The 13030-nt window shown below is 35.3% G+C and carries 11 protein-coding genes and 1 tRNA gene; 10 read left to right on the forward strand and 2 right to left on the reverse strand.

Going from position 1 to position 13030, the window contains the following annotated elements; all coding sequences use genetic code 11:
* Nucleotides 1-9 precede the first annotated feature (9 nt).
* The 9 genes from murG to ES674_RS05475 all read left to right on the forward strand — a co-directional run bounded on the left by murG (nt 10) and on the right by ES674_RS05475 (nt 8816).
* Nucleotides 10-1125, forward strand: a complete 1116-nt coding sequence (gene murG, locus ES674_RS05435; protein ID WP_148402955.1) for an undecaprenyldiphospho-muramoylpentapeptide beta-N-acetylglucosaminyltransferase — start codon at nt 10-12, stop codon at nt 1123-1125.
* Complete coding sequence (gene murC / locus ES674_RS05440) at nt 1122-2474, forward strand: UDP-N-acetylmuramate--L-alanine ligase (RefSeq protein WP_148402956.1); 1353 nt, start codon at nt 1122-1124, stop codon at nt 2472-2474. Before murG ends, murC begins: the two co-directional genes overlap by 4 nt.
* Nucleotides 2464-3183 (forward strand): cell division protein FtsQ/DivIB, encoded by a 720-nt coding sequence (locus tag ES674_RS05445; RefSeq protein WP_148402957.1) that lies wholly within the window; start codon nt 2464-2466, stop codon nt 3181-3183. The genes murC and ES674_RS05445 overlap by 11 nt, the downstream gene beginning before the upstream one ends.
* A 3-nt stretch (nt 3184-3186) precedes the next feature.
* Nucleotides 3187-4518 (forward strand): cell division protein FtsA, encoded by a 1332-nt coding sequence (gene ftsA / locus ES674_RS05450; protein ID WP_148402958.1) that lies wholly within the window; start codon nt 3187-3189, stop codon nt 4516-4518.
* 59 nt (nt 4519-4577) lie between these two features.
* A complete protein-coding gene (ftsZ, locus tag ES674_RS05455) occupies nt 4578-6539 on the forward strand; it encodes a cell division protein FtsZ (RefSeq protein WP_148402959.1) in 1962 nt (653 codons plus the stop codon).
* Nucleotides 6540-6680: 141 nt separating this feature from the next.
* Nucleotides 6681-7130 carry a GatB/YqeY domain-containing protein gene (locus tag ES674_RS05460; protein ID WP_148402960.1) on the forward strand — a complete coding sequence of 150 codons (450 nt, stop codon included), beginning with the start codon at nt 6681-6683 and terminating at the stop codon, nt 7128-7130.
* 41 nt (nt 7131-7171) lie between these two features.
* A tRNA-Arg gene (locus ES674_RS05465) sits at nt 7172-7245 on the forward strand.
* Between the two features lie 231 nt (nt 7246-7476).
* Nucleotides 7477-8319 (forward strand): zinc-dependent peptidase, encoded by an 843-nt coding sequence (locus ES674_RS05470; RefSeq protein ID WP_148402961.1) that lies wholly within the window; start codon nt 7477-7479, stop codon nt 8317-8319.
* Between the two features lie 77 nt (nt 8320-8396).
* Nucleotides 8397-8816, forward strand: coding sequence for a CBS domain-containing protein (locus ES674_RS05475; RefSeq protein ID WP_148402962.1), 420 nt, complete (start codon nt 8397-8399; stop codon nt 8814-8816).
* Between the two features lie 44 nt (nt 8817-8860).
* Here the strand turns inward: ES674_RS05475 and rpe are convergent, their stop codons facing one another.
* Complete coding sequence (gene rpe, locus ES674_RS05480; protein ID WP_148402963.1) at nt 8861-9523, reverse strand: ribulose-phosphate 3-epimerase; 663 nt, start codon at nt 9521-9523, stop codon at nt 8861-8863.
* Nucleotides 9524-9931: 408 nt separating this feature from the next.
* Nucleotides 9932-10795, reverse strand: a complete 864-nt coding sequence (locus tag ES674_RS05485; protein WP_008637385.1) for a sigma-70 family RNA polymerase sigma factor — start codon at nt 10793-10795, stop codon at nt 9932-9934.
* A 385-nt stretch (nt 10796-11180) separates the two neighbouring features.
* On the opposite strand from ES674_RS05485, the gene ES674_RS05490 reads away from it, so the two are divergent.
* Nucleotides 11181-12146 (forward strand): hypothetical protein, encoded by a 966-nt coding sequence (locus ES674_RS05490; protein ID WP_148402964.1) that lies wholly within the window; start codon nt 11181-11183, stop codon nt 12144-12146.
* Nucleotides 12147-13030 lie beyond the last annotated feature (884 nt).

Genomic DNA, 13030 nt, shown 5'->3' on the forward strand with positions numbered 1-13030 from the left:
TACATTTTTGTGATAGATCGTAATAAAACATATAAAATTATTCTTTCAGGTGGCGGCACCGGCGGACATATTTATCCGGCTGTTGCTATAGCTAACGAATTGAAATCGCGTTTTCCAAATGCCAAGTTCCTATTTGTAGGAGCTAAAGATCGCATGGAAATGGACAAAGTACCACAAGCCGGTTATGAAATTATCGGTTTATGGATTACAGGTATTCAGCGTGAATTCACTTTGAAAAATTTAAGCTTCCCATTTAAATTGATGAGTAGTTTATGGAAATCACGAAAAATCATCAAAGATTTTAAACCAGATGTCGTTATCGGAACTGGCGGATTTGCTAGTGGACCCTTATTGCAAGTGGCCACATCAAAAGGAATTCCTAGTTTAATTCAAGAGCAGAATTCGTATCCAGGAATCACCAATAAATTATTGGCTAAAAAAGCAGATAAAATATGTGTGGCTTATGATGGTTTAGAACGCTTTTTTCCAGAAGATAAAATTATAAAAACGGGAAATCCAGTTAGAGAAGATTTGCTACATATTGCCGAAAAACGAGAAGAAGCTTTTACGAAATTCTCACTAGATAGAGAGAAAAAGACCATTTTGGTATTAGGTGGTAGTTTAGGTGCACGACGCATTAATCAATTAATTGAAAAAGAATATGATTTCCTACTAACGCATAGTGTTCAAGTGATTTGGCAATGTGGGAAGTTGTATTACGGAAAATATAAAATTTACGGAAACACGAAATACATTCAAGTTCATGAGTTCATTAATGATATGGCTTGTGCTTATGCAGCTGCCGATATTATTATTTCACGAGCGGGTGCTATTTCAGTTTCAGAATTATGCATAGTAGGAAAACCAGTTATTTTTATTCCTTCACCTAATGTTGCCGAAGATCATCAAGCAAAAAATGCGCAGGCTATTGTAGATGAAAAAGCAGCAATTATTATTAAAGAAAATGATTTAGAAGTGGATTTTCAAAATAAATTCATTCAACTCATTGTGTCACCCGAAAAGCAACAACAGCTAGGCAAAAACATTAAAAAACTTGCCATGGTGAATGCAACAAAACAGATTGTAGACGAAGTGGAATTATTATTAAATAAATCAAATAAATGAATCTAGACTCCATACGTAACGTTTATTTTATTGGTATTGGTGGTATCGGTATGAGTGCGCTCGCCCGATATTTTCAGGCGAATGGCAAGCGTGTGTCTGGTTATGATAAAACGCCAACGGAAATTACCGATGCCTTAATAGAATCGGGAATTCCAATTCATTTTGAAGATTCAGTCCGTTTTTTAGAAGATTACTTATTAAATAGCACGAATACATTAGTAGTTTATACACCTGCCGTTCCAAAAAGTCATAAGGAATTGGTCTATTTCGAGTATAGCGGCTATCGCGTTTTAAAACGTGCCGAAGTTCTAGGCGTGATTACCGAAAACAGCTATTGTTTGGCTATTGCTGGTACGCATGGAAAAACGACTACTACCAGTATTTTAGGGCATATTATGATGGTTTGTGATGTTCCAGTAACAGCATTTTTAGGCGGAATTAGTGAGAATTACAATACCAATTTAATTTTGAATGGTACAGAGGTTTCGGTAGTAGAAGCCGATGAGTTTGATAGGTCATTTTTAACCTTATCACCAAATATGGCTTGTATAACATCCATGGATGCGGATCATTTAGATATTTATGGTGATGCTTCGGAATTAGAGAAATCCTTTCGCGATTTCGCACATAAATTGAAAGAAGGCGGAAAATTATTTGTAAAGAATGGCTTACCAATTGAAGGTATAACCTATGGAATTGAAGATGATTCAGATTATACGGCTCAAAATATTATAATAGAAAATGGTGCTTATGTGTTTGATGTAAAAACACCAACAGCATTAATTGAAAATATACAATTTAACCTACCTGGTAGACATAATTTGTCTAATGCACTAATAGCCTTGGCGATGGCTGTAGAATATGGTTGCCCTCACCAACAGGTCGTCAAAGCATTAGCGTCTTACAAAGGTGTAAAGCGTCGTTTTTCATATCATATAAAACGGGATAATCTTGTCTATATTGATGATTATGCACATCATCCTCAAGAAATAAATGCTGTGCATCAGGCTGTTCGGGAAATGTATCCAGGCAAGAGGGTTTTGGCGATTTTTCAACCGCATTTATTTAGTAGAACACGAGATTTTGCTGATGATTTTGCAGCAAGTCTATCCAAGTTTGATGAAGTTCTGTTATTGGATATTTATCCAGCGCGCGAAGAACCAATTGACGGTATAACGTCTTCTTGGTTATTAAATAAAATGACGAATGAAAACAAGCAGCTCATTTCAAAAGAAGAAATTATAAGTAAAATAAAATCAAGTAAAGCCGAAGTTATTTTAACCATTGGTGCTGGCGATATTGGCGAACAAGTAAAAGGAATTAAAGAAGCATTAAGTCATGAAAATTAATTGGAATTACATAAAAATGTTTCTGCTGCTAGTTTTAGTGGTAGGCTTATTTGCGTTTTCTTCCAAGAAAAATAATGGACGGATTGTAAGTGCTGCAACTATCAATTTTAATGGGGAAGAGAACCTCTTTATAACCCATGAAGCTGTTAGTAAATTGTTAATACAAAAACAAGGTGGAACCCAAAATGTGCCTAAAGAAACCATAGATTTGAATCTATTGGAATCTGCCCTGAATTTTAACCCAATGATTAAGTCAGCCCAAGTATTCGTTGATGTTAACGGACATTTAATAGCTGAAGTTGAACAGAAAAAACCTATAGCCCGAGTGGATAGTTCGGTGTCTTTTTATATTGATGAAGACGGTTTTCATATGCCGTTATCAACAAATTATACAGCTAGAGTTCCGCTTGTTACGGGAGACGTTGCTAAAACTGATCTAGAACAGGTGTATAAAATGGCTGTAAAAATTAAAAATGATGCGTTTTTAAGTAAGCACGTTACAAATATTCATCAGCACGAAGACAAAAGTATCTCACTGCGGTTAAGACAATGCTCTTTTGAAGTATACGTTGGAAACTTAACGCAATTGGATAAAAAAATAAACAACTTAAAAGCGTTTTACAAAAAAGCGTTTAAAGAAAAAATATTAGATAATTACAGTAAGGTGAATCTGCAGTTTGATAGCCAAGTAGTATGCACTAAATCTTAAAACATGGAAGGAAATATTGCAATAGGATTAGATATTGGAACCACAAAAATTGTGGCAATGATTGGTCGTAAAAATGAATACGGGAAAGTAGAGATTTTAGGTATTGGAAGATCTAAAAGCCTTGGTGTGCATCGAGGTGTGGTAAATAATATTACCCAAACTATTCAGTCTATTCAATTAGCGGTTCAAGAAGCGGAGGCAGCAGCCGATGTTAAAATTGAAAACGTAACGGTCGGTATTGCAGGACAGCATATTCGCAGTCTGCAGCACAGCGATTATATTACTAGACCTAATCCGGATTTGGTAATTGATGATGAAGATATTGATCGTTTAATCAACCAAGTTCACAAATTAGTCATGCTTCCTGGTGAAGAGATTATACATGTGCTTCCACAAGAATATAAAGTGGATGGGCAAGCTGAAATTAAAGAACCAGTTGGTATGTATGGCGGCCGTTTGGAAGCTAATTTCCATGTGGTTGTTGGTCAAGTTTCGTCTATTCGAAATGTGGGGCGTTGTGTAAAAAGTGCCGGTTTAAATTTAGATAATATTACACTAGAACCTTTGGCTTCGGCAAATGCCGTTTTAAGTCAAGAGGAAAAAGAAGCTGGTGTAGCGTTGCTAGATATTGGCGGTGGCACAACAGATTTAGCCATTTTCAGAGATGGAATTATTCGTCACACAGCGGTTATTCCTTTCGGTGGAAATGTTATTACAGAAGACATCAAAGAAGGATGTTCTATTATTGAAAAGCAAGCAGAATTATTAAAGATAAAATTCGGTTCGGCTTGGCCAGGTGAAAACAAGGAAAACGAAATTGTTTCTATTCCAGGTTTACGTGGTCGCGACCCGAAAGAAATTACTTTAAAGAACCTTTCAAAAATAATTCACGCCCGTGTGGTAGAAATTGTGGAACAGGTTTATGTAGAAATTAAGAATTACGGTCATGAGGAACAAAAGAAAAAACTGATAGCCGGAATTGTATTAACTGGAGGTGGTGCACAATTAAAGCATTTAAAGCAGTTAGTAGAATATATAACGGGAATGGATACGCGTATTGGTTTCCCCAATGAGCATTTGGCTGGAAATAGTGATGATGAAATTACAAGTCCACTTTACGCTACAGCGGTTGGTTTAGTTATGGATGGTTTAAAAAGACAGGAGCGTAAGAAACTAGAAATAGCTTATGAAGAATCTTTAATGGAACCTGAAACGGAGACGGAAACAGAAACCGAAGAAGAAACCGAAATTATAGAACCACCAAAACCGCCGAAACGGTCTTTTTTAGACAAGTTTACGGAGCGTATAAAAGATTTTTTAGATAACGCCGAGTAAAGCGATTTTAGAACAAATTAATAATAAGAGAATAATTAAGCATATATAAAACGAAATTCATGAGCAGCAACAAAGAATTCGAAACAAACATTTCTTTTGATTTACCTAAAAATCAATCTAATGTTATCAAGGTAATAGGCGTCGGAGGCGGCGGGAGTAATGCCATTAATCACATGTATCAACAGGGGATTAAAGGTGTTGATTTTGTAATTTGCAATACCGATGCGCAAGCACTTCAAAATAGCGGTGTTCCAAATAAAATTCAATTAGGCTTAAACTTAACAGAAGGTTTGGGTGCAGGCGCTAACCCGGATATTGGCGAGAAATCGGCAGTTGAAAGTTATGAGGAGCTTCACCGCATGTTGGATACCAATACAAAAATGATTTTTATTACCGCAGGAATGGGTGGTGGAACCGGAACAGGTGCCGCACCAATTATTGCGAAAATGGCCAAAGATTTGGATATTTTAACCGTTGGAATTGTAACGATGCCGTTCCTTTTTGAAGGTAAAATGCGAAATCAACAAGCCCAAATTGGTATTGAGAAATTAAGAAGTGTTGTAGACTCTTTAGTGGTTATTAATAACAATAAGCTTCGTGAAGTTTATGGGAATTTAGGCTTTAAAGCTGGTTTTGCTAAAGCGGATGAGGTCTTGGCTACGGCTGCACGCGGTATAGCGGAAGTTATTACGCATCACTATACGCAAAACATCGATTTACGAGATGCTAAAACGGTATTAAGTAGTAGCGGAACGGCTATTATGGGTTCGTCTAAAGCGTCCGGTCAAGATCGTGCTAAAGAAGCGATTAGAAAAGCGTTGGATTCTCCTTTATTAAACGACAATAAAATTACAGGTGCTAAAAATGTATTGCTGCTGATAGTATCTGGAACACAAGAAATTACCATAGATGAAATTGGTGAAATTAATGACCATATTCAAGATGAAGCTGGTTATGGTGCCAATATTATTATGGGTGTTGGTGAAGACGAAACTTTAGGTGAATCTATTGCTGTAACTATAATTGCTACAGGTTTTGACATTGAACAACAAGATGAAATTTCTAACACAGAAGTGAAAAAAGTCATTCATGCGTTGGAAGATGATCAATCTATGGAGCAGGATTTATCTCGTAAAGAAAAAGATCCATCTATTATGGTTCCAAGTATCGATTTTGAGAAAAAAGTTGAGCCAGAAGTTGTAAAACATACTTTAGACCTTGAGGATCTAGAAGATTTAAAATCGCCTGAACCAAAAAAAGATGAAGGCACGGGATTGATTAAAACAACTGAAGCTATCCGCAAAGTGAACGTGGTTTATGATGAAGTTTTAACAGATGTCGATGCCGATGATTTTATAATTACAAATGCGCCAACAGTTGTTAATATAACACCTGAAACTATTTTTGAAGAACCTGAAGAGGAGCAACAAATTACCTTAACTTTTGATATGCCCATGAGCAGTAAGCCTATTGAGAAGGCGGAAGATATGGTAGTTCATGAATTGGATGAGGATATCAAAAAAATGCAAGTTACGGATCATGTTGAAATTATTCCAGTTACGGAATCCAATCAACTAGGTGAAATTCGCTATGCTTTAGATGATTATATTGAAGCAGAGTCGCGTATGAATACCGAAACTAAAGTGGAAGTAAAACCGAAGCATCATTTAAATATTGAGGATTCAGAAGTTGTTTTTGAAAAGAAAACAATCGAAACAAATAAAGTTGAAGAAGCGGTTTCTAGAGAGGAAATAGATCCAATCCACACGCCGATTTCTGAAATGCTAAAAGAACGCGCAGCAGAACGTAGACTTAAAATGAAAGATTTTAATTATAAGTTTAACAATTCAAAAATTGATGATATTGAGCGTATACCAGCTTATAAGCGTTCAGGAGTAAATTTAGAGGAATCTAGACATTCTTCAGAATCCAGAATATCTGGAACGAGTTTGAGTTTAGATGATAATGAAGATATGCAGTTACGTAATAACAATTCGTTTTTACATGATAACGTCGACTAAAAACAAGTATTAAGTTTAGTGTTTATAATTTGTACTGACCCGAAATGGCATAAAATGCTATTTCGGGTTTCTTTTTTTTATCTATAACCTCAAAAAACGGTTTTTCTTAGTATCTTCGCGTCTGTATTAGAAAACACCTTTATGAGCTTACAAGACGATATAATGAAGGCTATGAAAATAGCCATGAAAGCTAAAGATCAAACGGCTTTAACAGCGCTTCGTGCGGTTAAGGCGGCAATTCTTTTAGCGCGGACAGAATCTGGTGTTCAAATGGATGTAACCGAAGAGCAGGAGCTTAAAATTCTTCAAAAATTGGTGAAGCAACGTAAAGATAGTGCTGCTATTTATTTGGAGCAAAATAGAAAAGATTTAGCCGATCCAGAACTGGCAGAAGCAGAAATAATTAATCAATTTTTACCTGAAGCTTTATCGGATGAAGAAATAGAAGCGGTTGTAATGGCAACTATTGCCGATACAGGTGCCGAAGGTATGAAAGACATGGGTATGGTTATGGGCATTGTTAGTCAAGAATTGGCTGGTAAAGCAGATGGAAAAACCATATCAAATATTGTTAAGGCGAAGTTGTCTTAAATATTTTTAAATAAGAGATTCCTGCTTTTTCAGGAATTTATGGCCTCGTAGTTCAATTGGATAGAATATCAGATTTCGGCTCTGATGGTTGGAGGTTCGAGCCCTCTCGAGGTCACAAATGCAGAAATAAATTAGGGAAAACGCCAAGCTTGCTTGAGCGTTTTTTTTTATTTGAAATATTCTCGAATCAAAGCTTTAAAAAATGTGCTTCAATCTAAATATTTACAGTTCTTAAATGAAAACTTTTTCACTTCCAATTCAAAAATATCTTTTTCTTATAAAAATTAACGGCATTTCGTATATTGAATCATCTAACCTACGAAAGTGAAACACCCTAAAACTATCTATGTTCGAGCTTGAAGAAATACCGCTTTTTTATAAAGTTATGGCCATTTTTCTGGTAATGGCGCTTTCTACTCTCGTCATTTACGCTATTGTAAATATGGTGGATACGGGCTATGTTTTAATAAAACGGAAACCTTTATACCGGTATTTGCTGCCACCTTCTAAAAAGTTACCCGCAAAGCAACAACATCTTTTACAATCTCAATTCCGATTTTACCAACGTTTATCAGATAAACAAAAACTGGTTTTTAATCATCGGTTAGCTTACTTTATTAAATCTAAAACGTTTGTTACGCGCGATAATTTGGATCTCACTGATGAAATTATTGTCATGACATCCGCAACAGCGGTTATGCTCACCTTCGGCTTTCGCGATTATAAGTTGAAAATGATTAGCCATATTATAGTCTATCCATCCGCTTTCTATTCAGAAACCAATGAAGAACATCATAAAGGTGAATACAATCCCAGATTAAAAGCGCTCGTTTTATCGTGGGAACATTTTATGGAAGGCTATTCCAACTCCAATGATAATTTAAATTTAGGAATTCATGAATTTGCACACGCCATTCATTTTAATAGTTTAAGAAACCGCGATGTGAGTTCCATGATTTTCGCCGATTCTTTCAAAGAATTATCTGAAGTATTAGCTGCAGAACCTGAATTGCGCCAACGCTTATTAAATTCAGGATATATTAGAAATTATGCCTATACTAACCCCTACGAATTTGTAGCCGTTATTATTGAAAATTTTATTGAAACACCGACGGAGTTTCGGGCGCAATTTCCACGCGTCTATGCTAAAACCAAACAAATGCTGAACTTCCACTTTGATGGCTATTAATTTTTAAGCTGACTTATATCATACTTTTCATGGAGATTCTTGCGTACTTTTAATATAGAAATTAAAAACCAAGACAGATGAAAAAACGCACACCAGTTTCCGAAATTATGACTAAAACAGTCATTACATTAAATCACACGGATGAATTAGAAACAGCTGAAAAAATCTTCAAAAGCAAAAAAATCCGTCACATTCCTGTTGTGAGTGGTAAAGAGATAAAAGGAATGTTAAGTTATACCGATTTACTACGTATTAGTTTTGCAGATGCTGTTGATGAAGATGATGATTCTGTAGATACCGTTGTTTATAATATGTTTACTATTGAGCAGGTGATGGCCAAAAATTTAGTAAGTGTTCCATCAACTACAACCATAAAAGAAGTGGCTGAAATTTTAGCAGTTAAGGAATTCCACGCCTTACCAATTGTGGACGATAATGAACTAGTAGGAATTGTTACTACTACCGATTTAATTAACTATTTAATTGAACAATTTTAACTAACTAAATTTAAAACGAAAAAAGCTCCGTGAGGAGCTTTTTTTTATGAGTTGGCAAGTGCTTTTAGTTCTTTAATGGTTTCTGTAGGATTGTCACTTTTAAAAACGTGACTGCCGGCAACAAAAGCATCCGCTCCTGCTTCTACGAGTTGCTTGATGTTTTTATCGGTAACACCGCCATCAACTTCAATGCGCGTGTTTAAACCTTGGTCATCAATCATTTTACGTAATTTCTTAATACGATTGTAGGTAATGTTTTCAAACTTCTGACCACCAAAACCTGGATTTATAGACATTAATAGAACCATATAACATTTTGGTAAAATATCTTCTAGAACACTTACAGGCGTTGTTAAATTCAAAACAATTCCCGCTTTACAACCAGCATCTTCAATTTGAGATAAGGTGCGGTGTAAATGCACGGTAGATTCGTAATGAACAGTAATAATATCGGCACCTACTTTAGCAAACTTTTCAATATAGCGCTCCGGTTTTTCAATCATTAAATGCACATCAAGCGGTTTGGTAGCGTACTTTTTAATAGCTTCAATGATTGGGAAACCATAAGAAATGTTTGGAACAAAATGTCCATCCATAACATCAATATGAAACCAGTCAGCATCACTATTGTTAACCATTTCAGTATCGCGCTGCAAGTTGCCAAAATCGGCAGCAAGCATGGAAGGTGCTATTAATTTAGAGTTCATTGGTATGTTGTTTTGTTGTTTGGTCAAAGATAAATAAAAAATAAGTCTTCGACTTGTCCATTTCAAAGCTTCGTATAAATACTTGCAACAAGTTCTAATTAATCAAGATGGCGCTTATTGTCGAAAGTAGTATAAATATAGAAGTCTCTTGCCTGTGGAAAGAGGGAAGAAGGGAAGATAAAGTCCCTTCCCCTTGGGAAGGGATTCAGGGATGGAATAAAATGAATGAACCCACGGTAATCAGCCGTGGGTTCTTTCATCAATCAAAAAACGAACAGTTATGCTACCCGCCTAAACGGGTATCTTACCGAAGTAAGCATATACTGTTAGTTACTGTAAAATTTCAAAAGTTAAAATTCCAAATAGCAACTTCTTGGTATTTGGGTTTTTTAACTTGAAATCTAAAACTTATCCTAAATAAGTTTTTAATATTTTACTTCTAGACGTATGTTTCAACCTACGAATAGCTTTTTCTTTAATTTGTCTTACACGTTCTCTAGTCAGGTCAAAGGTTTCGCCAATTTCCTCTAAAGTCATTGGGTGTTGGTTTCCTAAACCGAAATATAAACGAATAACATCTGCTTCACGAGGTGTTAAAGTTTCCAAAGCACGTTCAATTTCCGTACGTAACGATTCTTGTAATAATTCGCGATCTGGATTTGGTGATTCACCTGAATTTAATACATCATATAAGTTAGAATCTTCACCTTCAACTAAAGGCGCATCCATACTTACGTGACGACCTGAATTTTTCATAGACTCCTTAACATCGTTAATAGTCATGTCCAATTCCTTGGCAATTTCCTCTGCACTTGGCGGACGCTCATGCGCTTGCTCCAAGAAAGCAAAAGTTTTATTAATCTTGTTAATTGATCCAATTTTGTTTAACGGTAAACGCACAATACGCGATTGTTCCGCTAAAGCTTGAAGGATAGATTGACGAATCCACCATACAGCATAAGAAATAAACTTAAATCCACGAGTTTCATCAAAACGTTGAGCCGCTTTAATAAGGCCTAAATTTCCTTCGTTAATTAAATCTGGTAAAGTTAAACCTTGGTTCTGGTATTGCTTAGCTACCGATACTACGAAACGTAAGTTAGCTTTCGTCAACTTTTCTAAAGCCAACTGATCACCCGCTTTTATGCGCTGTGCTAATTCTACTTCTTCGTCTGCGGTAATTAAGTCAACTTTTCCTATTTCTTGAAGATATTTGTCTAACGAAGCAGTTTCCCTGTTGGTAACCTGCTTGGTAATTTTAAGTTGTCTCATGTACGTTCTTTCTCTGATTAGATTATGTGAACAAGGTGTTCTATATAGTTATACGTAAGCATACTAGATTTTGTTACAAAAAACTTTAAGTATTTTTAGGGGCGTTCCTTTTTACGCTTAAAATGAATTCGTTACACTTTAAATTATTTTGAAATACGTAAAAAGTCGGGCTTTACGCTAAATCTTTTTTAGTCGTTTTAGGAGTTTCGGAGAGCGTCGGAAGGTATATAGAACTCCTAAAAAAGGATGCCGCTGCAATCCCTAACGCAGAACAAAAAACGAACAATAATTTATTAATCGCACAATATTTAAGCCCAACGCAACCTTTTTGTTATATATGTATCTTTAAGTATAAAACCATCACGAAAAACACTAACCAACACGTATGAAAAGATTCCTTTTCGCCTTAAGCATGTGCTTTTTATTCACATCATGTGCTACCATTTTAAAAAAGAAAACTTATAATTTGCACATTTTATCCAACGAGTCGAATGCCAAACTTAAAGTGTATGATAGCATCTATAATCTTCCCAATAAAATAAAAGTGACTAGATCTAAACACGATTTAGATTTAACACTGATAAGAGATAGTTTAGATGTGCATTACGTTATAAAAACGTCACCCAATCCTACTTTTCTTTATTTGAACTTAATTGGAGCACACTTTGCACCTTTAAATTATGCGGTTGATTTTACTAATGAAAAGCGTTTTTATTATGGTAAAGAGGTTTATTTAAACACCAATGATACTTTGCGCATTATCGTGCCACCAGCCACTAAATATTATACCGATTTTTTTGCGGAAACCTATCCTAAAAATAAGAATGCTATTAATTTAGTAGCGTCTTTACCTTACGTTAACGCGTTTTATTTGAAACCTCAAGGTTTTGGCACCAAATCTAATGTTGGTTTTTTCGGAATTTCTGCAGGAATAGAATATTTCTACGAACCTAAAAAATATGTAAGTTTTAAAGTTTCTGCATCTACTGATTTGTTTGTTCCTTTCCCCGCACCAGTTGACTATGATGGCGAATATGAAACCATGGGTAGTTTCAATTTTGCATTGACAGATAATATCAAAATCAATCGATTTTCCATTGGTTATGGATTAAATTATGCTTTTAATACCTATAATTTTATGGATAATTCAGACTATGAAAACGAAATAAAAATTACCAGAAAAAGTCAAAGCTTCGGACTTTCTACGGATGTATACTTTCAATTTGGAAGATACTTTTTTGTTGGAGTAGTTTATAAGCCAAGCTTATATCAAATACAGCCCAAATCTGAATTTACATATGAACATCTCGTCAGTTTAGATTTCGCATTCAAATTTCCGGTACGAAAATAAAAAAATTTCCATTTTGAAATTAAAAAACGGCATTTGTTGCATGAAAGTTGCGCCTTCGTTCTTGTATTTCGCAATAATGAGCGTTAATAACGGTATGTAATAAACTATTTGTTCACACTTTTTCTAATGCTAAATCAGGATTAAAATATTAGAATATTTACAGACGTACTTTGGTGAAAAATTAAATCAATTTCACTTACCTGCCTGTCGGTAGACAGGTTTTTTACCACAGTACTTTGTTGCCAACAGGCTTTTTTTTCCGTTCTGCTTTTAATCAGATGAACGTTTTGAGTTTTGTTCGGTAAAGTTTTTGACAGTATTATAAGTTCGGATGCGAGAATTGACTAATCGGATGCGAGAATTGTTAATGCGGAAGCGAGAATATAAAGTGCGGATGTAAGAATTGTTAAAGTGGATGCAAGATTTGTTAATGCGGAAGCGAGAGTATAAAGTGCGGATACAAGAAATGTTAAGGCGGATGCAAGAATTGTTAATGCGGAAGCGAGAGTATAAAGTGCGGATGCAAGAAATGTTGAAGCGGATGCAAGAATTGTTAATGCGGAATTGAAAATATAAAGTGCGGACGCGAGTAGTGTTAAAGCGGACGCTATAATTTAAAATGAAGTCGCAAGAATATAAAGTTAAGTTGCTCCAATCTAAAACGAAGTTGCTATTATTCTAATTGAAGTCAAGAGATTTCTTTTGGCAGTAGCTATAATTCTGAATGCAGTAACGATATTTCTTTCGGCAGTTAAGAGATTTCTTTTGGCAGTAGCTATAATTCTAAATGCAGTAACGGTATTTCTTTAGGCAGTTGAGAGATTTCTTTCGGAAGTAATTCATTTTCAAAATTGGCTTGACTTATTTCTTAATTTACTCGCCTT

It is taken from the genome of Bizionia myxarmorum, from assembly GCF_008086205.1.
Classification (GTDB): Bacteria; Bacteroidota; Bacteroidia; order Flavobacteriales; family Flavobacteriaceae; genus Algorimicrobium; species Algorimicrobium myxarmorum.

What these genes read in the sequence shown, in the direction of transcription:
- murC (WP_148402956.1), top strand. Translation starts at nt 1,122, where the DNA reads ATGAATCTAGACTCCATACGTAACGTTTATTTTATTGGTATTGGTGGT.
- ES674_RS05445 (WP_148402957.1), top strand. Translation starts at nt 2,464, where the DNA reads ATGAAAATTAATTGGAATTACATAAAAATGTTTCTGCTGCTAGTTTTA.
- ftsA (WP_148402958.1), top strand. Translation starts at nt 3,187, where the DNA reads ATGGAAGGAAATATTGCAATAGGATTAGATATTGGAACCACAAAAATT.
- ftsZ (WP_148402959.1), top strand. Translation starts at nt 4,578, where the DNA reads ATGAGCAGCAACAAAGAATTCGAAACAAACATTTCTTTTGATTTACCT.
- ES674_RS05460 (WP_148402960.1), top strand. Translation starts at nt 6,681, where the DNA reads ATGAGCTTACAAGACGATATAATGAAGGCTATGAAAATAGCCATGAAA.
- ES674_RS05470 (WP_148402961.1), top strand. Translation starts at nt 7,477, where the DNA reads ATGTTCGAGCTTGAAGAAATACCGCTTTTTTATAAAGTTATGGCCATT.
- ES674_RS05475 (WP_148402962.1), top strand. Translation starts at nt 8,397, where the DNA reads ATGAAAAAACGCACACCAGTTTCCGAAATTATGACTAAAACAGTCATT.
- rpe (WP_148402963.1), bottom strand. Translation starts at nt 9,523, where the DNA reads ATGAACTCTAAATTAATAGCACCTTCCATGCTTGCTGCCGATTTTGGC.
- ES674_RS05485 (WP_008637385.1), bottom strand. Translation starts at nt 10,795, where the DNA reads ATGAGACAACTTAAAATTACCAAGCAGGTTACCAACAGGGAAACTGCT.
- ES674_RS05490 (WP_148402964.1), top strand. Translation starts at nt 11,181, where the DNA reads ATGAAAAGATTCCTTTTCGCCTTAAGCATGTGCTTTTTATTCACATCA.